Genomic DNA, 23,653 nt, shown 5'->3' with positions numbered 1-23,653 from the left:
GCGGGATCATCGACGCGGCCGGCGACACGGCCAAGCCGCAGCACCGTGCAGCGATGCGTCAGCGCCCGCACTTCATTGAGCTTGTGGGAGATGAAGATGATGCCAAGGCCCTGCGCGGCCATCGACCGCAGCGCCGAAAACAGCCCGTCGACTTCGCTCGGCGCCAGCACCGCGGTCGGTTCGTCGAGGATCAGGAGCTTCGCGCCGCGAAACAGCGCCTTGACGATTTCGAGCCGCTGCTGCTCGCCGACCGACAGTGCCGAAACCGGCAAGTCTGGATCAAGTGTGAGGCCATGTTGGCGGCCGATTTCTGCCAGCCGCGCCAGCCCGCCGGCGCGGTCGATACGGCCGCTCTTGCCGGGAATACCGATCAGCAGGTTCTCCAGTACGGTGAGCCTTGGCGCCAAATGAAAATGCTGGTGCACCATGCCGATGCCGGCGGCCAGCGCATCGGCCGAACTTGTGATCCGCACCTTCTTGCCCTGGATAAGAATTCGCCGGCATCCGGCGCATAAGCGCCGAACAGCACATTCATCAGCGTCGTCTTGCCGGCGCCGTTCTCGCCCAGCAGGCCGAGGATCTCACCCGGCGCAACGCTGAGGTCGACAGCCTCGTTCGCCTTGACGGCGCCGAAGCTCTTGGTGATGCCGCGCATTTCGATGAGTGGGGCGGGCAAGGGGACTCCTGCGGAGATGCCCCTCCCCCTCGAGGGGAGGGTGCCGAGCGAAGCGAGGCGGGAGGGGTCACCTCGGCTGCCTCAACCTATGACTTAACAAGATGGAGCGCGGCGCGGCGGACCCCACCCGGCCCTGCGGGCCACCCTCCCCTCAAGGGGGAGGGATATCCGCCCTAATCCGAAACCGGCGTGTTCTCGTCGACATCCACCCGGAAATTGCCTTCCAGAATCTCGGCCTTCTTCTTCTCGACCAGATCCTTGACCTCGGCCGGCAGTGTCTTGTCGAATTTGTGGTAGGGGGCGAGATACGAACCGCCCTTGGCCATGCGCGAGAAGTCGCCATAGTCCTGCGCCGTGTAGACGCCGGCCTTGACCAGTTTGATCGCTTGCTCGACCGTCGGATACATATCCCAGACCGGGCCGGTGATGACCGTATCGGGTCCGAGGCTCGACTGGTCGGACATGTTGGAGATGGCGAGGATCTTCTTCTCGACCGCCGCCTCTATGACGCCGAAGCGCTCAGCATAGATGACGTCGACGCCGGCATCGATCTGCGCCACCGCCGCTTCCTTGGCCTTGGGCGGATCGAAGAAGGAGCCGATAAAGGCGACCTTCTTCTTGACGTTCGGATTGACCTCCTTGGCGCCGGCAAAGAAGGCGTTGACCAGCCGGTTCACTTCCGGAATGCCCATCGCCGCCACGGCGCCAACCGTGCCCGATTTCGACATCTTGCCGGCGATCATGCCGGAGAGATAGGCCGGCTCGTGGATCCAGTTGTCGAAGACGCCGAAATTGGGTTCAGCCGGGCCGGCGCCGGAACCGAACAGGAAGGCGGTCTTCGGGAACTGTTTTGCCGTGCGGCGCGACTCGCGTTCGGCGGCGAAGGCATCGCCCAGCACCAGCTGGTAGCCGCCTTGCGCATATTCGCGCATGACGCGGCTGAAGTCGGCGGTCTGCACCTTTTCCGACCATTTGTATTCGATGCCGAGTTCCTTCTGCGCCTTCTGCAGGGCGACATGGATCTGGTTGTCCCATGGCTCCTCGATCGGCGTGGCGAAGATCGCCGCCACTTTCAGCTTCTTGTCCTTGGCGAAGGCGGCGCCCGGCAGCATCGCGGCTGCCAGGCCAAGCGCGCCCAGCTCCAGCACATTGCGACGCGAAATCCCTTCGCGTTTTATCTGGAATTTGTTCTTCCGGTTTTCCATTGCATTCCCCTCTGTTCGACAGCCGTGTCGAGCCGGCTGTTCCTAGAAATGTCAGACGAGGAACTATGGAACGGGTGTGGACTTTTGTCCACATGGTCAAATTTGCGATCGTGTCCGCTCTCCTGGCCCAGTCAGGAGAGCGATGGCTCAGGCCCGTTCGAGCGCGATGGCAATGCCTTGGCCGACGCCGATGCACATGGTGGCAAGCGCATAGCGGCCGCCGCGCTCGCGCAACTCCAGCGCCGCCGTGCCGGAGATGCGGGCGCCCGACATGCCCAGGGGATGGCCGAGCGCGATGGCGCCGCCATTCGGGTTGACGTGCTCGGCATCCTCGGCGATGCCGAGCTGGCGCAGCACGGCGATGCCTTGCGAGGCAAAGGCTTCGTTGAGCTCGATGACATCGAACTGCTTCGGCGTCAGGCCAAGCCGCGCGCACAGTTTCTGCGTCGCCGGCGCCGGACCGATGCCCATGATGCGCGGCGCCACGCCGGCGGCAGCGCCGCCAAGGATGCGGGCGATCGGCGTCAGGCCGTATGTCTTCACCGCCGCTTCCGAAGCAACGATCAGCGCCGCCGCGCCATCATTGACGCCGGAGGCATTGCCGGCTGTCACCGTTCCGCCCGGGCGGAACGGCGTCGGCAGCTTGGCCAGCGCCTCCACCGTGGTTCCCGCGCGCGGATGTTCATCTTTGCTGACAATGACCGGATCGCCCTTGCGCTGCGGGATGGTCACCGCCGTAATCTCTTTCGCCAGCCGACCATTGGCCTGGGCGGCAACGGCCTTGTCCTGGCTGCGCGCGGCAAAGGCGTCCTGGGCCGCGCGGGTGACGGCGAATTCTTCTGCCACGTTCTCGCCGGTCTCGGGCATCGAATCGACGCCATACTGCTTCTTCATCAGCGGGTTGACGAAGCGCCAGCCGATGGTGGTGTCGTAGATTTCGGCATTGCGCGAAAACGCCGTATCGGCCTTGGGCATGACGAAGGGCGCCCGGCTCATCGATTCGACGCCGCCGGCAATCATCAACTCCGCCTCGCCGGCCTTGATGGCGCGGGCGGCGATGGTCAGCGCATCCATGCCCGATCCGCACAGGCGGTTGACGGTCGAGCCCGGGATTTCCTTCGGCAGCCCGGCCAGCAGCAGCGCCATGCGCGCGACGTTGCGGTTGTCCTCGCCGGCCTGGTTGGCGCAGCCATAGACGACGTCGTCCACCGCCTGCCAGTCGATGCCGGCATTGCGCTCGACCAGCGCCTTCAGCGGGATGGCGCCAAGATCGTCCGCGCGCACCGAGGACAGCGAGCCGCCGAAGCGGCCGATCGGCGTGCGGATATAGTCGCAAATATAGGCCTCGGCCATGTCATGCAGCCTTTGCTTTTCCGGTTCCCTCATGCGCCGCCTTGGTGCGGGCCTGCAGGTCGCGCAATGTATTGAGTTCGAGTTCGCTTGGCGCCGGCGTTTCGTCAAGCGCCTCGGCGAACTTAACCACCCAGCCACAGCTCTCCTGCACCTGCTGGCGGGTGACGCCGGGATGCAGCGACACAACGGTGAATTCCTTCGTCACCGGATCCGGCTTCCAGATGGCGAGATCGGTGATCAGCAGCGTCGGGCCGGCGGTATCGATACCCAGCCGCTGGCGATGATCGCCGCCCTCGCCATGGCCGAAGGAGGTGAAGAAGTCGATCTTCTCGACCATGCCGCGCTTGGTCTGCGCCATGGTGATGTAGATCTCCTTCGACGAGGTCGCGATCTCCGGCGCGCCGCCACCGCCGGGCAGCCTGGTCTTCGGGTGGACATAGTCGCCGATGACCGTGGTGTTGATGTTGCCGAACTTATCGAGCTGTGCGGCGCCGAGGAAACCGATCGAGATGCGGCCGCCCTGCAGCCAGTAGCGGAACATTTCCGGCACGGCGACGGTGGTGACGGCGGTCTCGCACAACTCGCCATCGCCGATCGACAGCGGCAGCACGTCAGGTGCTGTGCCGATCGTGCCGCTCTCGTAGATCAGCGTGATATCAGGCGCATGCGTCAGCCGCGCCACATTGCAGGCGGCGGACGGCGCGCCGATGCCGACGAAGCAGACATCGTCATTCCGCAGCGCACGGCTGGCGGCGATCGTCATCATCTCGTTGGGGGTGAAGCCGAACTCGCTCATGCCGCTTTCCTCAGATGGTCGACTCGGGCCGCGAAGTCACCGGCGTTCTTCTCGATGACGTTTGCCTGCATCCAGGCCTGGAATTTCCCGCGGTCGGCAGCGATCTCGTCCCATTCGAGATAGGCGGCGTTGTCGCGGGCATAATAGCCGTGCGCGTAGGACGGATGCGAACCGCCAGGCACCACCGAAATCGCCGCGATCGTCCAACGCGGCAGCACGGTCAGATTGGGGTGCAGATCGTCGAAATTGTCGACCACTTCCTCCACCGTCACCACGGCGCGCTTGGCCGCCAGTACAGCTTCCTTCTGGATGCCGATAATGCCTTCGACCAGCACATTGCCTTTTTTGTCGGCCTTCTGCGCATGGATGAAGGTGACATCGGGCCGGATCGAAGGCACGGCTGCCAGCTCCTCACCAGTGAACGGACAGGTGACAGACTTGATGTTCGGATTGACCGTGGCCAGGCCGGCACCACGATAGCCGCGGAACACCGCGCAGGGCAGGCCGGCCGCACCCGCCTCATAGGCATTGGCCATGCCGGCGTGGCTATGCTCCTCGACCTCGATCGTCCGGGGGAAACCGTTCTCGATGGCATCGCGCGCGCGCCGCAGCAGGCCGACGCCGGGATTGCCGACATAGGAGAAGAGAATCTTCTTCGCCATGCCCATGCCGATCATCTGGTCGTAGATCAGGTCCGGCGTCATGCGGATCAGGGTCAGGTCGCGGAAGCCCTGGCGGATCGCCTCATGCGCGGCGGCTGTCGGGATCAGATGGGTGAAGCCTTCGAAGGCGACGGAGTCGCCATCGTTCAAATTCTCGGCCACGGCCTGTTTGAGCGGCAGGAACTTGACCATCGATCGGGCTCCGGATTCAAAAAGTTCGTATTGCGAACTTATGTATTGTATGCGAAACTTTCTACGCTGAGTGAGGACGCGGAGTCAATCCTGGCGACGATGCCGTTTGGCGGAGGTGAGATGGACGAAGAGGCTGCTTCCCGTGACCATGTCGGCTCGCTGGAGCGTGGCCTTGCCGTGATGGAGATTCTCGCCCGCCACCCCCAGGGCATGACGCTGACCGAGATGGCCGAGGAAGCCGGCCTGACCCGTGCCGGCGCCCGCCGCTTCCTGCTGACGCTTGTCGCCACCGGCTATGCCACCCAGGACGGCCGCATGTTCTCGCTGTCACCGCGCCTGCTGACCGTCGCCCGCACCTGGCTCGGTGGCGGCTCGCTGTGGAGCTTCGCCGCGCCGATCATGCGGACCGTTGCGGCACAACTGAACGAGGCCTGTTCGGCGGCAATCCTGTCGGGCCAGGATGTCGTCTATGTCGCCCGCATCCCCGGCCGCCGCATCCTCAGCGTGTCGCTCGATGTCGGCACCAGGCTGCCCGCCTATTGCACCTCGATGGGGCGCATGCTGCTCGCCGGCCTGGCGCCAGGGGACCTCGACAAATTCCTGCACCAGGCGACCATCGAAAGACGGACGCCGAAGACGATCACCGACATCGGGCTGCTGGCCGAGGCCATCGGCAAGGCGAAGGCGAACGGCTTTGTGATCGTCGACGAGGAGCTGGAGCTCGGCCTGCGCTCCATCGCCGTGCCGATCCGCGACCGCGCTGGCAGCACGGTCGCGGCGATCAATGTCTCGACCCAGTCGGCGCGATTTTCGGTCGCGGAGATGGAACGGGAAATCCTGCCGGCGCTGCTTGGGGCCAGAGAGCGCATCGAGGATTTCTTCGTGGTTTAGGTCGCTTCTCGCGACCTCAATGCTTGATCCGATCCCGCATCGCGTACCACAACATGCCCAGCACATAGAGCGGCCCACGCAGGGCCGTGCCGCCGGGGAACGGCAGCGGGGTCAGCGTCGAGAACAGATCCAGTCGCGAGGCATCCCCGGTGATCGCTTCGGCGAGCAGCTTGCCCGACAGCGTCGACAGGATGACGCCCTTGCCGGAATAGCCATGCGCGAAATAGACCTCGCCATAGTGCCCGACATGCGGCAGCCGTGATGTCGTCACCGACACCAGCCCTCCCCAGGCATGATCGATGCGGCAACCCCTGAGTTGCGGGAAGGTGGCTTCCATATGCGGCCGCACGAAGCCGGCTATGTCGGCCGGCGGCGATGGCGTGTAGCGCTCGCCGCCGCCGAACAGCAGGCGGCCGTCTGCCGACATGCGGTAGTAATTGACGACGAAGCGCGTGTCCGACACCGCGACATTGGCCGGGATGACGTTGCGCGTGCCCTCCAGCGGCTCGGTGGCGACGATATAGTTGCCAACCGGCATGATGCGGCTGTTGACGCGCGGCTCCAACCCATGCAGCAGCGCATCGCCCGCCAGCACGACATGTTTGGCGCGCACCGACCCCTTTGAGGTCGAGACCCGGATCGCAGGCTCGCGCTCCAGTTTCACAGCCACCGAATTCTCGTGGATGACCACGCCGGCGGCCACTGCCGCACGGGCAAGGCCGAGCGTGTAGTTCAGCGGATGCATGTGGCCGCCAAGCGGCTCGTACATCGCGCCGTGATATGATGTGTCGACCTTGGCGCGGGCGTCCGCCGCCGAGAGGATCTCGACATCGCGGAATTTCATCACGCTCTCGAGGCACTTGGCCTCTTCCTCCAAATCCTTGAGATCGGAGCCGTTGACGGCGCCGACCAGATGGCCGGTCAACCGCAGATCGCAGTCGATGGCATGGCGCTCGATGATGTCGAGCACCAGGCCGCGCGCCTCGAAGGCAAGGTCAAACAGCACCTTCGCCCGCTCGGGGCCGTAAAGCTTGACCAGGCCCTTGGCGCCCTTGCGCAGGCCGGGGATCATCTGGCCGCCATTGCGGCCCGATGCGCCCCAGCCGATCTTGCCGCCTTCGAGCAGCACCACCTTCAGGCCGCGCTCGGCGGCGTGAAGGGCGGCCGACAGGCCGGTGCAGCCGCCGCCGACAACCACCAGGTCGGCTTCGACATCGCCGACAAGCGCCGGATGGTCCGGCGCCGGATTGGCGGTGGCGACATAATAGGATTTGCCGATATCGAGGCCGGAATTGAAACCCGTTGAAGATGCCATGATCACACCTTCAGCAGCAAATGGTCGCGTTCCCAGCTCGTCACCACGCTCTGGAACAGGTCGAGTTCGACGCTCTTGACGCGCAGATAGGTCTGGAAGAAGTCCTCGCCGAGCAGTTTGCGCACCGGCTCGCAAGCCGTGAAGCGGTCGAGCGCCTCCTCCATGGTTTTCGGCAGCGTGCTCTTGATCTTGTAGGCGTTGCCTAAAGCCTCGGCCGAGCGCGCCAGTTTCTGCTCGACGCCGAGATAGCCGGCGAGCAGCGAGCCGGCGATCGCCAGATAGGGATTGGAATCGGCACCCGGCAGCCGGTTCTCCACGCGCCGCGCCGCGCGGCCACCGGCCGGCACGCGCAGGCCGCAGGAGCGATTGTCATGCGACCATTCGATGTTGGCCGGCGCGCTGTGGTTCGGCCGTATCCGGCGGAACGAATTCACGTTGGGCGCGAACAGCGGCATGATCTCCGGCACGTATTTCTGCAGGCCGCCGATGAAATGGCCGAACATCTCGGTGTCGGCATCGTCAGCGCTGGCAAACAGCGCATTGCCCGCCTCGTCGACAACAGACATGTGCAGATGCATCGAACTGCCCGCTTGCGCCGCGATCGGCTTGGCCATGAAGGTGGCGTGCATGCCGCATTGCTGCGCGGCCTGGCGCGTCAGTCGCTTGAACAAAAGCACCTGGTCGGCCAGCGGCAGCGCGTCGCCATGCAGGAGGTTGATCTCCAGCTGCGCCGTGCCCGATTCATGGATCAGCGTGTCGAGCGGCAGGCCGGCGGCCGCGGCATAGTTATAGACGCGGCGGATCACCGGCTCGAATTCTTCCAGTGCCACCATGTCATAGGGATGCTGCGCGCCCTCGGCGCGGCCATTGGCGCCGACCGGCGCGGTCAGCGGCCGGTCCGGATCGGGGTTGGGCGCGGTGAGATAGAATTCGACCTCCGGCGCCACCACCGCGCGCCAGCCGCGCTGGCGGTAGAGATCGAGCACGGCGCGCAGCACATGCCGCGGCGAGGCCATCCATGGCCTGCCGTCCATGTGGAAGGCGTCGGCGAAGACATAGGCCTTCCCCGCCCCGGCACCCGGCGCCAGGCAGAGCGTCGAAACGTCAGGCACCATGCGCATGTCCGGGTCCGAATAGGCAAAACCCTCGTCGATCGAGCCGGAATAGCGGCCGTCGATGCTGACCAGGAAAGCGCTGCTCGGCAGATAGAGCGCGCGGTCTTCCAGCGCCTTGAGAAATTTGGCCGCCGGCAGCGCCTTGCCGCGCAGCACGCCGTTCATGTCGGGCACCAGGCATTCGACTTCGTTGATGCCGTGCTGTGCCAGCCAGGCCTTGGGATCGTTGGTCGCGGTATTCGTGTTCTTGTCGAGCATTTCGTTCAAGTCCGTATCAGGGAGAGTATGGCTTGCGCGGCCACGTCCGTTCCGGGTTTCAGCGCCATCTGGGCTGCATTGTCCCTCAGGCGGGCGCGCATGGCGTCGTCGGCCAGCAGGCCGAGAATGGCTCTCTCCAATACTCCTTCGGTCCAGCCGTCACGGCCGATATGGTCGCCGGTGCCGGTCTCTTCGGCGCGGCGCGCATTGTCATGTCCGTCCCAGCAATAGGGCATGATCAGCGACGGCACGCCGAAACGCAGCGCCTCGCAAAAGCTGTTGTTACCGCCGTGATGGATGAACAGGTCCGACTTCGCCACCACGGATGGCTGCGGAAACCAGGCGTCGAGATAGACATTGTCGGGCACCGCGCGATAGGCGTCGCGCAGGCCGCCGACATTGACGATGAAACGCGCCGGCAGCCGGTCGAACACGGCAAGCATGCGCTCGATCAACCCGACATCCATGGCCCCTAAACTGCCGAAGGCGACATAGACCAGCGGTCCCTTGTTGCGCGGAAACACCGGCACCTCGAACGGCCCTTCCGAGCGCACGCAGCCTTCGAGATAGACGAAGCGCTGGGGATCAAGCGGCTCGGCCCGTTCGCGCCGCACGATCGCCGGCGTCAACAGCAGATTGAGATCGGGCGAGCTTTCGAGGAACAGGCCTTTCGGCAATGGCGCCAGGCCGGCATCGACGCGAAAACGGTTGAAGCGGTCATGCGCCGGCGACGAGGCCGAGAGATAGCGCGCCTCGAACGCCGAGCGTTGCGGGTCGTCCGCGCCCATCCCTGAAAGGTAGGGCGGCACTTCAGCGTCGGGCAGCTCGGTCTCGGCGCAGGAGACGACGCGCACCCAGGGACAGCTGGCGGCGGCGATAGCCGGGAACATGATGACATTGTCGAGCACCACCGCGTCGGGCTTCAGTCGCGCCAGCAATTGGCGCAGCGGCGCCTCGGCATTGACCGCCGTGTCGACGATCGCTTGCCAGGTCGGCGCGACATAGGTTTCGAGCTGGTCGATCGGGCTCAGCCGGAAATGCGGCAGGTGCCGGCGCACGAAAGCCTGCCAGTAGCTCTGGCGCTCGCTGTCGCTCAGCGGCTCGTCGGTCGGCAGCTGGTATTCCTGGAAACCATAGTCGGCAAAGACGCCGGAGAAACCGGCATGGCAGATGAAGACCGGCCGGGCGCCCCGGGCACGCAAGGCCTGCGCAATGCCGACGCAATTCAACGCAGCGCCGAAGCTTGCTTCGGGAAACAGCGCGATGGTCGGGCTGGCTTTACGCGTCAATTAATCCTCGTCATTCCGGCCGGCTGATCATGCCGAACAGCGCGGGGGCGCCGCGGCTGGCCGCTTGCGGTCGCTGGTTGCGGGAGAGCCGCAGGTGGATGCGAAGCAGATCGGCAGCCACCTCATACTGCCGGCTTTCGAGATGGTCGAGTATGTTCAGGTGCTCCCGCAAGGATTGCCGCAGCCGGAAGACGTTGACCCCGGCATAGATGCCCGGCAGCCGGCGCAGCCTCAAGTGATCGGCCAGCGCGTCAGCGATGAAGCGGTTGGCGCAGCCCTCGGCGATCATGCCGTGGAAATCCATGTCCAGCCGCTGGAATTCGCGCGTGTCGAACGCCGCATCCGGCTGCGCCGACAGCGCGTCCATGCCCTGCCGCAACGCCGCCGCCCGCGCGCCGTCCAGCCGGAACCCCGGCGTCAGGATCGCCGCCGGCTCCAGCAGCAAGCGGAACTCATAGCTTTCGCCTTGCGCCTCGGGATCGTCGGGGGTGCGCCGGAAAAGCCAGGACTGGCCGGGCGCGCGGTCCAGAAGATTCTCTTCCGTCAGTTTATTAAGCGCTTTTAGTACCGTCTTTCTCTCGGCACTGTACCGTCGCATCAAGCCTGCGGCGGTCACTGTCTGGTCCAATCGCCGCGCCGACCGGTCGCGCAGAATCGCTTCGGCGAGCTCGTCTTCCTCCGCGGCAGGCAATTCGGCTGATAGGGCCGACTGTGCGGTAAGGTCCACAGCCAGATGATAGCCGGTATCGGCCTCCCAACGCACGACGCCCCGCTCCGCGAGCAGGCTGAGTGCGGCCCGCACCGGTGTGCGCGAGACATTGCACAGCGAGGCGATCTGCTGCTCAGGTAGGCGCGCGCCGGGCTCGAAACCGCGCTGACGCGCCACATCGAGGATGCGCTGCGCCAGATCGAGATGGTTGGTGCGAGGTCGTCGGGCTGCGGCTTGCATGACAAATCTCGGTGGGCGGACGTGACCTACATGATTTGACCGATCGGCCTCGCGGACGCAATCGGCCAGATTCCTCGGTCGCTTGACAAATTATGGATTGACGTACTTTTTTCTGCAATAGTACTGTCTATGCAATCGGCGAGAAAAAAGACCGAGGGAACAGGATCGAAAGCAGCGGCATGGGTCGCGCCCGGTCCAGCACAGAATTCGAAGATCAACCGGAATGGGAGTTTGCCATGACCGCTACCAGCCCGCGGCGCCGTGCGCTCAAGGTCTCTTCAATCGCTGTCGGCCTTGCCCTGGCGCTGTCGGCGCCGGCGATGGCCGCCGACCTCGTCATCTCCAACTGGGACGGCTACATGGCGCCCGACGCCATGGCCGCCTTCAAGACCGCCACCGGCGTCTCCGGCGAAGTGGTGGTGCACGCCACCAATGAAGAGATCATGGGCAAGCTCATCGCCGCCGGCGGCAAGGGCTATGACGTGGTCTTCGTTTCCTCGCCCTTCGCCGAGGTGCTGAACAAGCTCGGCCTGACCGAGCCGATCGACCACGCCAAGGTCCCCAACCTCGCCAACCTCTACTCGGAAGCAACCAAGCTGCCGCACGATGTCGGCAACACCTTCTCCGTGCCTTACACCTGGGGCACGACCGGCCTCTGCTACCGCTCGGACCTGGTCAAGACAGCGCCGACGAGCTGGAGCGACCTGCTCGTGCCTTCAGACGCACTGAAGGGCAAGACCACCATGCTGGCGACCGATCGCTGGCTGCTGGCCGCCGGCCAGCTCGACAAGGGTTTTTCCGTCAACGAGACCGACCCGGCCAAGATGGCCGAGGTCAAGGACCTGCTGATCTCGGCCAAGAAAACCCTGCTCGCTTATGACGACACCACCTTCTATTCGAAGCTGGTGTCGGGCGAGGCGCTGATGGTGCAGGCCTGGGACGGCTGGTGCAATTACGGCATCGCTGAAAAGCCGGAGATCAAATACGTCATTCCGAAGGAAGGTTCGGATCTCTGGGTCGACACGATGGTCGTGATGAAGGCATCCGAGCACAAGGACGACGCCTTCAAGTTCATCAACTTCATGCTTGACGCCAAGAACCACGCCTGGGCGGCGCAGAACATCGACTACAAGGTGCCGAACAAGCCGGCCATGGAAAGCCTGCCGGCCGATTTCCTGGCCAAATTCCCCAACATGGCGATGCCGGTAGCCGACCTCGTCAAGTTCGAGCAGCTGCGTGATGTCGGCGAAGCCCAGCGCGACTATTCCAAGATCGTCAGCGAGATCAAGGCCGCGCAGTAGGCGGCGTAGACATCACGGTCGGCGGTGCTTCTGCCGCCGGCCCTGAGCGGTACCCGAGAAATTGTCCCAGACCCGACTTCGTTCCTCCCTGCTGATGGCCCCGGCGCTGGTCTGGCTGACCGCGCTGATGGTGATTCCCTGCGCGCTGGTGCTGGCGCTCGCCTTCTTCCGGCGCGGCATATATGGCGGCATCGACTACACCTTCACGCTGGAGAATTTCGGGCTGGTCTTCGACCCGCTCTATGCCGGCATTTTCCTGAAATCGGCGCGTATCGCCGGCACGGCCACGCTGATCGCGGTGGTGATCGGTTATGCCGCCGCCTATGCCATCGCTGCGGCACCGCGCCGCTGGCAGCCGGTGTTCCTGTTTTTTGCCGTGCTGCCGTTCTGGTCCAACTATCTGATCCGCACCTATGCCTGGATCGTGCTGCTCAACCGCGAAGGCCTGATCACCCAGCTTCTGCGCTGGTTCGGCTACACCGGCGAGCCGCCGTCGATGCTCTATACGGAAGGCGCAGTCATCGCCGGCCTGGTCTACAACTATCTGCCCTTCGTCATCCTCGCCTGCTACGCGCCACTGTCGCGCCTCAACCCGGAACTCGCCGAAGCCTCGCGCGATCTCGGCGCTTCCGCCGCCACCACATTCCGTCGTGTCATCTTGCCGCTGACCGTGCCCGGCATCGCCGCCGGCGCGGTCTTCGTCTTCGTGCTGTCGATCGGCAATTTCGTCACACCGGCGCTGCTCGGTGGCGGCCGCTTCCAGATGATCGGCAACCTCGTCTACGACCAGTTCCTGACCGCCAATGACTGGCCGTTCGGCGCGGCACTCGCGATGGCGCTGATCGCCATCATGCTGCTGGTGCTGATGGCGCAGGCGATGGCTGCCAATCGCGCCGCTGGGCGTGCGGCTGAGGCAAGAGGTAACGCCGATGGCTGAGCGCTCCCCTGCCACGCGGCGCACGCTCTGGCTCGTGCTCGGCCTCGTCTTCGCCTTCCTCTACATCCCGATCGCCGTGCTGGTGGCGCTGTCCTTCAATGAAGGCGGGTTGCCCACGGCATGGTCGGGCTTCTCCCTGAAATGGTATGTCTCACTCGCCCACAATTCCGCGATCCTGTCCGCCGCGCTCAACACGCTGATCGTCGCCCTGGTCTCGACCGCAATCGCAACCTTGCTCGGCACACTGCTGGCAATCGGCGTCGAGATGCGCCGGCAATATGGCAAGGGCCTCGAAGCCCTGATCTTCGCGCCGATGATCATCCCGACATCGTGCTGGCGATCGCGTTGCTGTCGTTCTTTTCCATGCTCAACCTGACCATGGGGCTGCACACCATCATCCTCGCCCATGTCGTCTTCAACCTCGCCTTCGTCTGCTCGGTGGTGCGTGCCCGGCTGAAGAGCTTCGACTGGTCGATCGTCGAGGCCTCCGCCGATCTCGGCGCCTCCGCGCTCACCACGTTTCGGCGCGTGACCTTGCCGGTCATCCTGCCAGCGGTGATCGCCGGCGCGCTGCTTGCCTTCACGATGTCGGTCGACGAGTTCATCATCGCCTTCTTCACCGCTGGCGCCGGCCGCGCCTCGACCACGCTGCCGATGCAGATCTACGCCATGATCCGCTTTGGCATCACCCCGGAGATCAACGCGCTGGCGACCATCGTCATGGCGGTCTCGATCACCGCGCTCACCCTGTCGCAGCGGCTTAACCGGGGAATGATCGGCCAATGAGCGAACCGCGCACGCTGCTGGCCATCGATCATGTGTCGAAGAATTTCGGCCGCGTCACCGCCGTCGACGGCATCTCGCTCGATATCCGGGAGAACGAATTCTTCGCGCTGCTCGGCCCCTCCGGCTGCGGCAAGACCACGCTCTTGCGCATGCTCGCCGGTTTCGAGACGCCGAGCGACGGCCGCATCCTGCTCGACGGCAAGGACATCGCCAGGACCCCGCCCAACAAGCGGCCGGTCAATCTGATGTTCCAGTCCTACGCGCTGTTTCCGCATATGAGCGTGCGCGCCAATGTCTCCTATGGCCTGGAAATGGAACGGCTGCCGGCTAAGGAAATCCGCGCGCGCGTCGACGCCATCCTGGCGACCACCGAACTCGTCCCCTTCGCCGACCGCAAGCCGGAACAACTGTCGGGCGGCCAGAAGCAGCGCGTCGCGCTCGCCCGCGCCCTGGTCAAGCGGCCCCGCCTGCTGCTGCTCGACGAGCCGCTCGGCGCCCTCGACAAGAAGCTGCGCGGCGCCATGCAATTGGAATTGAAACGCCTGCAGCACGAGGTCGGCATCACCTTCGTCATCGTCACCCACGACCAGGAAGAATCGCTCGTCATGGCCGACCGCATGGCCGTGCTGAAAGACGGCAAGCTGCTGCAATGCGACACGCCGCACGCGGTCTACGAGCATCCCGCCGACCGCTTCGTCGCCGACTTCATCGGCGTGATGAATTTTATCCCCGGCAAGGCGTCGGCCGATGGCGTGCTGGCCGCGAACGGCGCGCGCATTGCCGGCAAGGTGCCCGCCACGCTCACACCGGGCACATCGGCGGTTGCCTCGGTGCGGCCCGAGCGCATCCGACTGTTTCCAGAGGCTCAGACCGCCAACCGCACGACCGGCACCGTCGAGGCGCTGGCCTATCACGGCCTCGACCTGCAGCTGCATGTCCGCACACCGCTGTCGCCAAAACCGTTCCTGGTGCGCGTCACTGCCGATGCCGCCGACCGCAGGCCGGTTTCGTCAGGCGACCAGATCGAACTCGGCTGGGATGCCACCGATGTCAGAATTTTTGAGGAATAGAGGAGAAGCTTGATGGCGCAGAAGACGATCGCGTTTTTTCCCGAAGCGGCCTACGGCCCGGCGCTCAATTCCGTCGGCATCGCGCAAGCCGTCGAGGCGCGCGGCCACAAGGCTGTGTTCCTCTCCGATCCCGGTTTTGTCGAGGTCTACAGGGGCTACGGCTTCGAGGCGCATCCGGTGAACCTGTCCGAACCGATGCCGCCCGAACAGATGGCGAAGTTCTGGGAGGATTTCATCAACGGCCACATCCCGAATTTCCGCAAATCGCCCTACGACCAGGTCGACAACTATGTGAAGGATTGCTGGACCGCGATCGTCGACAGCGCCAAATGGGCGCAGAAGGACCTGCCGGGCGTGCTGGCCGCCATCAAGCCCGACGTGATCTGCGTCGACAACGTCATCCTGTTTCCGGCCATAAAACAGTTCGGCAAGCCATGGGTGCGCGTCATCTCCTGCTCGGAAAACGAGATCGAGGACGAGGACATCCCGCCGCATCTCTCAGGCTGCGGCGAGAACGACCATGCCGGACATCAGCGCTACCGCGACCACTTCAACGCGGTGATCAAGCCGATCCACGACGACTTCAATGCCTTCCTGAAGGCCAACAACGAGGCGGCCTATCCGGTCGGCCAGTTCTTCGAGGCGTCGCCCTATCTCAATTTGCTGCTCTATCCCGAGGCGGCAAAATTCAAGCGCCGTCATCCGCTTGATCCGGCAAAGTTCCAGTACCTCGAAGGCTGCGTGCGGCAGGAGAAGCCTTATGCGATACCGACCTTCGCCCAAAACAATGACGGGCCGCTGCTCTATGTCTCCTTCGGCAGCCTGGGTGCGGGCGATGTCGAGCTGTTGAAGCGCATCATCGCCACGATCGGCAAGACGCGCTACCGCGCGCTGGTCAATGTCGGCGGCTACAAGGACCAGTATACGGATGTGCCCGGCAACGTCATCGTCGAGAGCTGGTTCCCGCAGCCTTCGGTGATCCCGCAGGTCGATGCCGTCATCCACCATGGCGGCAACAACTCGTTCACCGAGTGCCTCTATTTCGGCAAGCCGGCGATCATCATGCCCTATGTCTGGGACGGCCACGACAACGCCACCCGCGTCGAGGAGACCGGCCACGGCTTCGGCATGCCGCGCTATGACTGGAGCGATGCCGATCTGGTCGCGAAGATCGAAGCCTGCCTGACCGATCCCAAAATGAACGCGAAGCTGGCGAAGACTTCGGCGCAGATGCACGCGCAGAATGGGCCTGAGAAGGCTGCAGGGCTGCTGGAGGCGCTGCTGTGACCTCTTCCGCTCCGCACCTCCACCAGGCCTCCACCCGCACCGATCTCGTCGACTGGGGCGCCCAGCCCGACGCACTGGAAGGCGCCTCGCACTCGACCGGCCGGCTTGTGCACAAGGGACCCAACCAGCCGGAATCCGGCATCTGGGTGTGCACGCCCGGCCGCTGGCGGCTCTCGATCCCGCGCGACGAATTGTGCCATTTCGTCGCCGGCCGGGCGACCTACCGCTCGGATGTCGGCGAAGTGATAGAAGTGTCGGCCGGGACCGTGGTCTTGTTCCCCGCCGGCTGGACGGGCGAATGCACTGTGCATGAGACCATGCGCAACGTCTACATGCTGGCCTGAACAGCAACGGAGCTACACGACATGTCGACACCGCATTGGCCGCAGGCCTCGGCCGTTGAACTGGAGGATTGGGGCGCGGGCAGCAACACGCTTGCCGGGGAGCCGCGCGCCTCCGGCAAGATCCTGTCGCAGAACCAGGACGGATCGAGCGAGTGCGGCCTGTGGTCCTGCACGCCAGGCACCCGCAAGGTAACATTTGCCGCCGACGAATTCTGCCACTTCCTGTCGGGTCACGGCAGCTATGTCCATGACAATGGCGAAGAGATTCGGGTCACGGCCGGCACACTGGTGTTCTTTCCCGCCGGCTGGACCGGCATCTCCATCATCACGCAAACGCTGACCAAGGCTTTCATGTGCCGGTGAGCATTTTTCAAGGAAATCGATATGACCACGCCAATCATGCAATCGCCGCTCGCAGTCACCGACCTCGTCGACTGGGGCGTCATCCCGACCATGATCGAGGGCCAGTCCCACACCTCGGGCAAGCTGCTCTACAAGGGACCGGAAGGCCGCTCGGAATGCGGGCTGTGGGTCTGCACACCGGGCAAATGGCACTGCCACGTCACCCGCGACGAGTTCTGCCACTTCCTCGAAGGTCGCTGCACCTATGTGCACGAGTCGGGCGAAGTCATCGAGATCGAGCCGGACACGGCAGCGTTCTTTCCGCAGGACTGGAAGGGCGTCTGCACCGTCCACGAGACGATCAAGAAGGTCTACATGATCCGCTGACCCTTTCCGATAATTCTACCCTGCCGGACACCTGACGCGGCTTTCTGCGCTTCCGGTGCTCACGGACCTAAATGTCCGCTGCGCTCGTCGACGGTGTCGACCCCGAAAGCCGCGCCATCTGCCTCGGCAGGGCGAATTCTCGAAAAAGGCTCCATACGTGGAGGAGGACGAAAATGCATTTCTCCCCTGACCGGCCGACCTTCTTCGTCAATCCGGACTACCGGCCGATGGCCGGCGTAAGCAAACCGGTGATCGATCCGGCGACGCTGGAAACGGTCGGCGCGATCGCGGCGGCCAGCGACGGCGAGATCGACGCGGCGGTCGCTGCGGCAACCAAGGCGCAAGCCGCCTGGAAAAAGCTCGATGCCAAGAGCCGGGCAAAACACCTCCATGTCGTCGCCAACGCCATCGAGGCGGCCGATTTCACGCGCTGCGCCGAACTGATGGTGCGCGCGATGGGCAAGCCCTATCCCGAAGCGATCGGCGAGATCGCCAATTGCGCGCCGATCTTCCGTTACTATGCCGAGATGGCGCGGGACGATGCCGGCAAGATCGCCGGCACGACGCAGGCCGGCTCGTTCCAGTATGCGCGCTACGAGCCCTATGGCGTCTCCGTCCACATCATGCCTTACAATTTCCCGATCCTGTTGATGTGCTGGACGGTGGCCGCCTCGCTTGCCGCCGGCAATGCCTGCATCGTCAAGCCGGCCGAGGCGACGACGCTGTCGACACTGGACTACATGGCCGTGTTCCGCTCCCTGCCCGAAGGCCTCGTCTCCTGCCTGCCCGGTGGGGCGGCCACGGCGCAGGCTCTGATCACTTCCGATCGCACCCACGCGGTCGCCTTCACCGGCTCGGTCGCCGCCGGCAAGGCGGTGGCGGTCGCCTGCGCCGAGCGCATGAAGCCTTGCGTCATCGAGGCCGGCGGCAGCGATCCGCTGATCATCAGTGAGCACGCCCCGTTGGAGGTCGCCTCGGCCGGCAGCGTCACCGCCGCCTTCCATCTGACCGGCCAGGTCTGCACCTCGGCCGAGCGTTTCTTCGTCGTCGATGCCGTGCATGACCGCTTTGTCGAGCTGTTCGCCGAGAAGACGCGAGCGCTGCGCATCGGCAACGGCATGGACAAGACCGAGATCGGCCCGCTGGTCAGTGAAAGCGCGCGGACAAAGGTGATGCGCCTTGTCGATGACGCCATTGCTCACGGCGCCAAGGCGGTCACCGGCGGGCGCATCCCACCGATGCACAACACAGGCTGGTTCTACGAGCCGACAATCCTGACCGGCGTCACCCCTGACATGGCGATCGTGCGCGAAGAGTGCTTTGGCCCGGTCGCCGCCATCTGCCGGGTGAAGGATTTCGACGAGGCGATCCGGCTTGCCAATGACAGCCCGTTCGGCCTCGGCGCTTCCGTCTTCACCACCGATCTCGCCGAAGCGCATGAGGCGGCCGAACGGCTCGAGGCCGGCATGGTCTGGGTCAACAATCCGCTGATCGACAATGACGCCTTGCCGTTCGGCGGCTGGAAGGCATCAGGCCTCGGCCGCGAGCTGGGACGGCAGGGGCTCGACGCCTTCCGCCGCTCGAAAATGGTCATCATCGACCACAAGCCGGCGATCCAGGAATGGTGGTATCCCTACCCCGACAGCTGGTTCCGCGAGACCGGCGGCCGCAAGCACGTCTGACCAAAGCCGAGACGCCACCTCAGCCGATGCTTTCGCCGCCGTCGATCACCAGCGCCTGGCCGGTCATGAAGGATGAGCGGTCGGAGACCAGGAACAGGATCGCCTCGGCGATCTCTTCCGCACTCGCCCAGCGCCCCATCGGGATCTTGGTGCGGACATAGGTCTCGATCGCCTCGCGTCCGCCCATCTGGGCGATGAACGGTTCATTGAACGGCGTGTCGACCCAGCCCGGGCAGAGCGCGTTGACGCGCACATTGTGCCGGGCATAGTCGAGCGACATCTGCCGCGTCATCGCCACCACCGCATGTTTCGATGTCGCATAGGCGATCATCTCACGATCGTAGAACACCCCCGAATTGGAAGCCGTGTTGAGGATGACGCCGCCGCCTTGCGCGATCATCGACGGCATGACGATCCGCGCCGCCAGGAACTGCGCCCGCACATTGATCCGCCAGGAGGCGTCCATGCCGTCGGTCCCGACCTCGGTCAGCGTGCCGCCGACCTGGATGCCGGCGTGATTGTGCAGGATGTCGATGCGGCCGTATTTGCCGAGCGCGCCGGTAATCAACTCGTCCACCGCCGTGTCATCCGAAACGTCGGTGGCAATTGCCTCGGCACTGCCGCCCGCCGCGCGGATATCCGAAGCCGTCGCCTCGCCGCTGGCCTGATCCCTGTCGGCGATGACGACCATCGCGCCTTCCCTGGCCATGATCATGGCGCCGGCGCGGCCGATGCCGGAACCGGCGCCTGTCACCACGGCGATGCGGTTTTTGAGGATCATGATGTGGCTTTCAGTTGGACGGCTTGCGCTGGCGCAATTGCCATTGGGCAAGCACCACGAGCAGCACGGAAGCGACGAGCACGATCGTCGCGATGGCGTTGATTTCCGGCGTCACCCCGCGCCGGATCGACGCGAAGACATAGATCGGCAGCGTCGTCTGCGCGCCGGCGACGAAGAAGGCGACGATGAAATCGTCGAAGGAGAAGGTGAAGGCGAGCAGGAAGCCGGCAACCACCGCCGGCATGATCTGTGGCAGCACGATCGAGCGGAACGTCGTTAGCGGCGTCGCGTAGAGATCGCTGGAGGCCTCAACCAGATTGCGGTCGAGACTGCCGAGCCGCGTGCTGACGATCATCGTCACCAGCGCCATCGAAAACAGGCCGTGCGCGGCGATGATCGAACCGTAGCCAAGCGACAGCTTGGGCGGCTGATCGCCCGGCCAGATCGAGGCGAGGAACGGGTTGACCACGCCGAACAGCTGAACGAGCGCGACCAGCGTCGAGATGCCGATGACGACGCCGGGGACGACTATCGCAGCACCGAGCAGTGCGTCGAAGACGGCGCGGGTTCGCACACCAACGCGCGCCAGGCCGAGTGCCGCCGCCGTGCCACACACCGCCGCCAGCAAGGCGCTGGTGGTGGCGATGAACAGGCTGTTCTTCAGCGCTTCGACCAGGAACGGGTTCGACAGTGCCGTGCCATACCACTGCACCGAAAAACCGGTGAACTCGCTGGCATGGCGGCCGGCATTGAAGGAGAACAGCACGACCAGCGCGATCGGCAGATAGAGGAAGGCAAAGACGGCGGTGACGAAGGCGCGCATCAGATCAGATCCACCCGGCGTGCGCCCGAGACCCGGGTCGAGATGCGGTTGGCGGCAATCAGCACCACCACCGAAACCGCCACCAGCGTGATCGCGATTGCCGAGCCGAACGGCCAGTTGCGCGACTGCAGGAACAGATCGACCAGCGCGTTGCCGATGAAGAACACCTTGCCGCCGCCAAGCAGCGTCGGGATCAGATATTCGCCGAGCAGCAGGATCATCACCAGCGAGAAACCGGTCATCACACCCGGCAGCGACAGCTTTAGGGTCACCCCCAGAAAGGTCGACAGCGGCGTCGCGCCAAGATCGGCGGAAGCCTCCAAGAGCCTGCGGTCGAGCCGCTCGAGGCTGACATAGATCGGCAGGATCATCAGCGGCAGATAGCCATAGACGATGCCGAGCAGGACAGCGCCCGGCGTGTTGATCAGCCTGACATCCTCGATGCCGACAAAGGCGAGAAGAGCGGGAATGCCGCGTCCGCCTAGAATGTACATCCAGGCATAGGTCCGCATCAGAAGGCTGGTCCAGAACGGAATGACGACGAGCGCGAGCAGGATCAGCCGCCAGCGCGCAGGCGCACGCAAGGCAAGGTAGTAGGCGACGGGATAGGCGACCAGCAGACAGGCGAGCGCGCCCACCGGCGCCAGCACCATCGTGTTCCAGAACGCGGTCGCCCGCGCCGGCAAATTGGCGTATTGCGCCAGCGTGAAGGCGGCCTGATAGCCGCCCTCCGGCGCCCGCTCGCCGACGCTGAAGATGGCTATGGCGATGAACGGCAGCACCAGGAACACCACCAGCCACGCCGTTGCCGGAGCGAGCAGCAAGGCGGTCAGGAAATTGTGACGAAATCTGTTGCCGTGCATTGAAAACCGCCCCGATGCCGGCGGACCCGTGCCCGCCGGTTTTCTGTCTGCGTCAGGCCGATCCTCAGGCCGACTTGAAGCGCGCCATCAGTTCGGCGCGGCCCGGATCGGTCAGCGTTGCCGCCGCGCCGAATTCGAGCGGCGTCAACAAATCCGCCGCCGGATAGAGGATCGGATTGTCGAGCACTTCCTTGGGCAGCAGCTTGTTGACGCGCGCATCGGTCGAGGGCGCACCGTTGGCAAGATGCTCCTTCACCGCGACCTGCGGGTTCATGAGGTAGTTGAGCAAGGCATAACCGGCCGGCTTGTTCGGCGCGTCCTTCGGGATGGCGTAGAAATCGGTCCAGATCTCGCCGCCTTCCTTGCCCAGCACATAGGCGATCTCCGGGATGTCGCGATGGAGCTGCGCGCCGTCATTGGTCCAGCACATGGTCATCCAGGCGTCGCCGGCGCGCATGCCCGGCTGATAGTCCGACGAGACCGCGAACAGATGCGGCTTGACCTTCAGCAGCAGTTCCTCGGCCTTGGCGAGCTCGTCCTGCTTGAGCGAGTTGAACGAGTAGCCATAATATTTCAGCGCATTGCCGATCGTGGTCAGCTGATAGTCGTGCACCATGGTGCGGCCGTCGCCTTCGGCCATGGCCGTGTCCCAGAACTCCTTCCAGCTCGTCATCGGCTTGGCCAGCTTCTTGGTGTTGACGGCAAAGCCGGTCGTGCCCCAGTTCTTCGGCACGGCGTAGATCACCTTGTCGATCGTGCCTTCGGAGGTGAAGCGCGGGTCTTCCTGCGTGCCGTCGAAATTCGGCAGCTTCGCCATATCCAGCGGTTCGATGATGCCGAGCTTCTTGTAGGTCGAGATCGTATAGTTGGTCGGCACGAACAGGCTCCAGCCCGAGGCGCCGGCCTGCAGCTTGGCCAGCATCTCCTCATTGGAGCCGAACACGTTGACCTCTACGGCGACGCCGGTGTCCTTCTTGAAATTCTCGAAGGTCTGCGGGTCGTGATAGTTCGGCCAGGTGGCGATCGACATGCGGTCGCCAAGGTTTTCGGCGGCAAAGGCCGGCGTCGGCATGATGCCGATCTCGCGCGCCATCACCGCTGTGGCAATGCCAAGGCCGGTGAGGCCAAGAAAGTCGCGGCGGCCGATCGAGCCGCGCTTGAGGCGCATCAATTGGTCGACGAATTTTTCGGGGCTTATCGGCAGTCCGTCACGATATGATTTCGACATTTTGGTTTACCCTCTGGTTGGTCCCGTTGTTCTTGGTCTCCGGAAACGCCAGCGGCGTTCCCAAGGCATAGCCGATGGCGACGGGTTCGCCCGGCTTGAAGAGATTGCCCTGGCCGATCAGGTGATCGGCCTTGGCCAGCAGCGTTCCGATGCCCTGGACCTCGATGGCGTATTCCGCGGTCGAGCCCAGGAAGATGCGGTTGCGAACGATGCCCTTGAGCGGGCCGCTTTGCGGAGCGCCGAGGCTGAGCGATTCCGGGCGCAGGCTGACCGAAACGGTCTCGCCTTGCCGCAAGGCGGTCCGCTTGCGCGCCGTAATGACGGTGCCGTCGGCCAGCGCCACGTCCACCAGATCGCCTGAATGCCCGGCGACGGTGCCGCTCAGCAGATTGGTCTTGCCGACGAAATCGGCGACGAACAGATCGGCCGGCTCGTCATAGATCTCGCTCGGCTGGCCGAGCTGGACGATGCGGCCGCCATTCATGACGCAGACGAAATCGCTCATCGACAGCGCTTCTTCCTGGTCGTGGGTGACCAGCACGAAGGTGATGCCGATCTCGCGCTGCAGGTTCTGCAGCTCGATCTGCATGTCGGTGCGCAGCTTCTTGTCGAGCGCCGCCAGCGGCTCGTCGAGCAACAGTACGGCCGGCTTGTTGACCAGAGCGCGCGCCAGCGCGACACGCTGCTGCTGGCCGCCGGACAGTTCGTGGATCTTGCGGCCGCCATAGCCGGCAAGCCGCACCATTTCGAGCGCTTCGCCGGCCCGCCGGTCGATCTCCTGCGACGACAGGCGCGGTCGTGCCTGGCGCAGCCCGTAGGACACATTGGCTGCCACATCGAGATGCGGGAACAACGCATATTGCTGGAACACCATGTTGACTGGCCGCCTGTAGGGCGGCGTGCCGGCCATGTCCTGGCCGCGGATGAACACCTGGCCTTCGCTCGGTTGCTCGAAGCCGCCGATCATGCGCAGGCAGGTCGTCTTGCCGCAGCCGGACGGTCCGAGCAGGGCGACAAAGGCGGAGGGTGGAATAGCGAGATCGATGCCGCTGACCGCGGTCACCGCGCCATACCGCTTGGTGACGCCGCGAAACTCGATGTCGGGCACTGCGGTCAAAGGC

Annotated in this window: 22 protein-coding genes and 2 pseudogenes; 10 read left to right on the top strand and 14 right to left on the bottom strand. The window is 64.4% G+C overall.

Features of this window, described 5'->3' with window-relative positions; translation table 11 throughout:
- Positions 1-230: 230 nt before the first annotated feature.
- The 5 genes and pseudogenes from AC0V8S_RS06060 to AC0V8S_RS06040 all read right to left on the bottom strand — a co-directional run.
- Positions 231-655, bottom strand: a pseudogene (locus AC0V8S_RS06060) (ATP-binding cassette domain-containing protein); the annotation flags it as partial.
- A gap of 194 nt (positions 656-849) precedes the next feature.
- The gene (locus AC0V8S_RS06055; protein ID WP_475437149.1) at positions 850-1,881 is read right to left on the bottom strand and encodes a BMP family protein; all 1,032 of its coding nucleotides are present in this window, start codon (positions 1,879-1,881) and stop codon (positions 850-852) included.
- A 147-nt stretch (positions 1,882-2,028) separates the two neighbouring features.
- The gene (pcaF, locus tag AC0V8S_RS06050) at positions 2,029-3,234 is read right to left on the bottom strand and encodes a 3-oxoadipyl-CoA thiolase (RefSeq protein WP_475437148.1); all 1,206 of its coding nucleotides are present in this window, start codon (positions 3,232-3,234) and stop codon (positions 2,029-2,031) included.
- A gap of 1 nt (position 3,235) precedes the next feature.
- Positions 3,236-4,030 (bottom strand): CoA-transferase subunit beta, encoded by a 795-nt coding sequence (locus AC0V8S_RS06045; protein WP_475437147.1) that lies wholly within the window; start codon positions 4,028-4,030, stop codon positions 3,236-3,238.
- Entirely contained in the window at positions 4,027-4,884 is an 858-nt protein-coding gene (locus tag AC0V8S_RS06040) for a CoA transferase subunit A (protein ID WP_475437146.1), read from the bottom strand. The genes AC0V8S_RS06045 and AC0V8S_RS06040 overlap by 4 nt, the downstream gene beginning before the upstream one ends.
- A gap of 120 nt (positions 4,885-5,004) precedes the next feature.
- Between AC0V8S_RS06040 and AC0V8S_RS06035 the strand changes: the two genes are divergently transcribed.
- Positions 5,005-5,775 carry an IclR family transcriptional regulator gene (locus tag AC0V8S_RS06035; RefSeq protein WP_475437145.1) on the top strand — a complete coding sequence of 257 codons (771 nt, stop codon included), beginning with the start codon at positions 5,005-5,007 and terminating at the stop codon, positions 5,773-5,775.
- 16 nt (positions 5,776-5,791) lie between these two features.
- Here the strand turns inward: AC0V8S_RS06035 and AC0V8S_RS06030 are convergent, their stop codons facing one another.
- The 4 genes from AC0V8S_RS06030 to AC0V8S_RS06015 are packed head-to-tail and all read right to left on the bottom strand — an operon-like array spanning position 5,792 to position 10,701.
- Complete coding sequence (locus AC0V8S_RS06030; RefSeq protein WP_183464261.1) at positions 5,792-7,090, bottom strand: NAD(P)/FAD-dependent oxidoreductase; 1,299 nt, start codon at positions 7,088-7,090, stop codon at positions 5,792-5,794.
- 2 nt (positions 7,091-7,092) lie between these two features.
- Positions 7,093-8,463 (bottom strand): glutamine synthetase family protein, encoded by a 1,371-nt coding sequence (locus AC0V8S_RS06025; protein WP_475438580.1) that lies wholly within the window; start codon positions 8,461-8,463, stop codon positions 7,093-7,095.
- Positions 8,464-8,468: 5 nt separating this feature from the next.
- Entirely contained in the window at positions 8,469-9,752 is a 1,284-nt protein-coding gene (locus tag AC0V8S_RS06020) for a nucleotide disphospho-sugar-binding domain-containing protein (protein WP_475437144.1), read from the bottom strand.
- A 10-nt stretch (positions 9,753-9,762) separates the two neighbouring features.
- The gene (locus tag AC0V8S_RS06015; protein ID WP_475437143.1) at positions 9,763-10,701 is read right to left on the bottom strand and encodes a GntR family transcriptional regulator; all 939 of its coding nucleotides are present in this window, start codon (positions 10,699-10,701) and stop codon (positions 9,763-9,765) included.
- Between the two features lie 236 nt (positions 10,702-10,937).
- Between AC0V8S_RS06015 and AC0V8S_RS06010 the strand changes: the two genes are divergently transcribed.
- The 9 genes and pseudogenes from AC0V8S_RS06010 to AC0V8S_RS05970 all read left to right on the top strand — a co-directional run bounded on the left by AC0V8S_RS06010 (position 10,938) and on the right by AC0V8S_RS05970 (position 18,837).
- Positions 10,938-12,002, top strand: a complete 1,065-nt coding sequence (locus AC0V8S_RS06010) for a polyamine ABC transporter substrate-binding protein (protein ID WP_475437142.1) — start codon at positions 10,938-10,940, stop codon at positions 12,000-12,002.
- Between the two features lie 94 nt (positions 12,003-12,096).
- Positions 12,097-12,939, top strand: coding sequence for an ABC transporter permease (locus AC0V8S_RS06005; RefSeq protein ID WP_475438579.1), 843 nt, complete (start codon positions 12,097-12,099; stop codon positions 12,937-12,939).
- A pseudogene (locus AC0V8S_RS06000) lies at positions 12,932-13,725 on the top strand (ABC transporter permease). Before AC0V8S_RS06005 ends, AC0V8S_RS06000 begins: the two are co-directional and overlap by 8 nt.
- A complete protein-coding gene (locus tag AC0V8S_RS05995; protein ID WP_475437141.1) occupies positions 13,722-14,795 on the top strand; it encodes an ABC transporter ATP-binding protein in 1,074 nt (357 codons plus the stop codon). The pseudogene AC0V8S_RS06000 and the gene AC0V8S_RS05995 overlap by 4 nt, the downstream one beginning before the upstream one ends.
- 12 nt (positions 14,796-14,807) lie before the next feature.
- Positions 14,808-16,082, top strand: coding sequence for a glycosyltransferase (locus AC0V8S_RS05990; RefSeq protein ID WP_475437140.1), 1,275 nt, complete (start codon positions 14,808-14,810; stop codon positions 16,080-16,082).
- On the top strand, positions 16,079-16,426 hold the full coding sequence (locus AC0V8S_RS05985) for a cupin domain-containing protein (protein WP_475437139.1): 348 nt from the start codon (positions 16,079-16,081) through the stop codon (positions 16,424-16,426). The genes AC0V8S_RS05990 and AC0V8S_RS05985 overlap by 4 nt, the downstream gene beginning before the upstream one ends.
- 21 nt (positions 16,427-16,447) lie before the next feature.
- Positions 16,448-16,789, top strand: coding sequence for a cupin domain-containing protein (locus tag AC0V8S_RS05980; RefSeq protein WP_183464265.1), 342 nt, complete (start codon positions 16,448-16,450; stop codon positions 16,787-16,789).
- A gap of 21 nt (positions 16,790-16,810) precedes the next feature.
- Complete coding sequence (locus tag AC0V8S_RS05975; protein ID WP_183464266.1) at positions 16,811-17,155, top strand: cupin domain-containing protein; 345 nt, start codon at positions 16,811-16,813, stop codon at positions 17,153-17,155.
- 173 nt (positions 17,156-17,328) lie between these two features.
- The gene (locus AC0V8S_RS05970) at positions 17,329-18,837 is read left to right on the top strand and encodes an aldehyde dehydrogenase family protein (RefSeq protein WP_475437138.1); all 1,509 of its coding nucleotides are present in this window, start codon (positions 17,329-17,331) and stop codon (positions 18,835-18,837) included.
- 19 nt (positions 18,838-18,856) lie between these two features.
- Here the strand turns inward: AC0V8S_RS05970 and AC0V8S_RS05965 are convergent, their stop codons facing one another.
- From AC0V8S_RS05965 to AC0V8S_RS05945, 5 genes are all read right to left on the bottom strand, one after another.
- On the bottom strand, positions 18,857-19,618 hold the full coding sequence (locus AC0V8S_RS05965) for an SDR family NAD(P)-dependent oxidoreductase (RefSeq protein ID WP_475437137.1): 762 nt from the start codon (positions 19,616-19,618) through the stop codon (positions 18,857-18,859).
- A 10-nt stretch (positions 19,619-19,628) separates the two neighbouring features.
- The gene (locus AC0V8S_RS05960; protein WP_475437136.1) at positions 19,629-20,441 is read right to left on the bottom strand and encodes an ABC transporter permease; all 813 of its coding nucleotides are present in this window, start codon (positions 20,439-20,441) and stop codon (positions 19,629-19,631) included.
- The gene (locus tag AC0V8S_RS05955) at positions 20,441-21,304 is read right to left on the bottom strand and encodes an ABC transporter permease (protein WP_475437135.1); all 864 of its coding nucleotides are present in this window, start codon (positions 21,302-21,304) and stop codon (positions 20,441-20,443) included. The genes AC0V8S_RS05960 and AC0V8S_RS05955 overlap by 1 nt, the downstream gene beginning before the upstream one ends.
- A 64-nt stretch (positions 21,305-21,368) precedes the next feature.
- Positions 21,369-22,532 (bottom strand): ABC transporter substrate-binding protein, encoded by a 1,164-nt coding sequence (locus tag AC0V8S_RS05950; protein ID WP_475437134.1) that lies wholly within the window; start codon positions 22,530-22,532, stop codon positions 21,369-21,371.
- Entirely contained in the window at positions 22,513-23,649 is a 1,137-nt protein-coding gene (locus tag AC0V8S_RS05945) for an ABC transporter ATP-binding protein (RefSeq protein WP_475437133.1), read from the bottom strand. The genes AC0V8S_RS05950 and AC0V8S_RS05945 overlap by 20 nt, the downstream gene beginning before the upstream one ends.
- Positions 23,650-23,653: the final 4 nt, after the last annotated feature.

This window comes from Mesorhizobium oxytropidicola (assembly GCF_056174625.1).
The sequence above is the reverse complement of the archived record's forward strand: the minus strand, read 5'-3'. Positions and strand labels throughout refer to the sequence as shown.

Excerpts from the sequence above, each read along its gene's own strand:
- AC0V8S_RS05955 (WP_475437135.1), bottom strand. The coding sequence starts at position 21,304 with ATGCACGGCAACAGATTTCGTCACAATTTCCTGACCGCCTTGCTGCTC.
- AC0V8S_RS06005 (WP_475438579.1), top strand. The coding sequence starts at position 12,097 with ATGGCCCCGGCGCTGGTCTGGCTGACCGCGCTGATGGTGATTCCCTGC.
- AC0V8S_RS06010 (WP_475437142.1), top strand. The coding sequence starts at position 10,938 with ATGACCGCTACCAGCCCGCGGCGCCGTGCGCTCAAGGTCTCTTCAATC.
- AC0V8S_RS06035 (WP_475437145.1), top strand. The coding sequence starts at position 5,005 with ATGGACGAAGAGGCTGCTTCCCGTGACCATGTCGGCTCGCTGGAGCGT.
- AC0V8S_RS06025 (WP_475438580.1), bottom strand. The coding sequence starts at position 8,463 with ATGCTCGACAAGAACACGAATACCGCGACCAACGATCCCAAGGCCTGG.
- AC0V8S_RS05970 (WP_475437138.1), top strand. The coding sequence starts at position 17,329 with ATGCATTTCTCCCCTGACCGGCCGACCTTCTTCGTCAATCCGGACTAC.
- AC0V8S_RS06040 (WP_475437146.1), bottom strand. The coding sequence starts at position 4,884 with ATGGTCAAGTTCCTGCCGCTCAAACAGGCCGTGGCCGAGAATTTGAAC.
- AC0V8S_RS06045 (WP_475437147.1), bottom strand. The coding sequence starts at position 4,030 with ATGAGCGAGTTCGGCTTCACCCCCAACGAGATGATGACGATCGCCGCC.
- AC0V8S_RS06015 (WP_475437143.1), bottom strand. The coding sequence starts at position 10,701 with ATGCAAGCCGCAGCCCGACGACCTCGCACCAACCATCTCGATCTGGCG.
- AC0V8S_RS05995 (WP_475437141.1), top strand. The coding sequence starts at position 13,722 with ATGAGCGAACCGCGCACGCTGCTGGCCATCGATCATGTGTCGAAGAAT.
- pcaF (WP_475437148.1), bottom strand. The coding sequence starts at position 3,234 with ATGGCCGAGGCCTATATTTGCGACTATATCCGCACGCCGATCGGCCGC.
- AC0V8S_RS05950 (WP_475437134.1), bottom strand. The coding sequence starts at position 22,532 with ATGTCGAAATCATATCGTGACGGACTGCCGATAAGCCCCGAAAAATTC.
- AC0V8S_RS05960 (WP_475437136.1), bottom strand. The coding sequence starts at position 20,441 with ATGCGCGCCTTCGTCACCGCCGTCTTTGCCTTCCTCTATCTGCCGATC.
- AC0V8S_RS05965 (WP_475437137.1), bottom strand. The coding sequence starts at position 19,618 with ATGATCCTCAAAAACCGCATCGCCGTGGTGACAGGCGCCGGTTCCGGC.
- AC0V8S_RS05980 (WP_183464265.1), top strand. The coding sequence starts at position 16,448 with ATGTCGACACCGCATTGGCCGCAGGCCTCGGCCGTTGAACTGGAGGAT.
- AC0V8S_RS05975 (WP_183464266.1), top strand. The coding sequence starts at position 16,811 with ATGACCACGCCAATCATGCAATCGCCGCTCGCAGTCACCGACCTCGTC.
- AC0V8S_RS06055 (WP_475437149.1), bottom strand. The coding sequence starts at position 1,881 with ATGGAAAACCGGAAGAACAAATTCCAGATAAAACGCGAAGGGATTTCG.
- AC0V8S_RS05990 (WP_475437140.1), top strand. The coding sequence starts at position 14,808 with ATGGCGCAGAAGACGATCGCGTTTTTTCCCGAAGCGGCCTACGGCCCG.
- AC0V8S_RS06030 (WP_183464261.1), bottom strand. The coding sequence starts at position 7,090 with ATGGCATCTTCAACGGGTTTCAATTCCGGCCTCGATATCGGCAAATCC.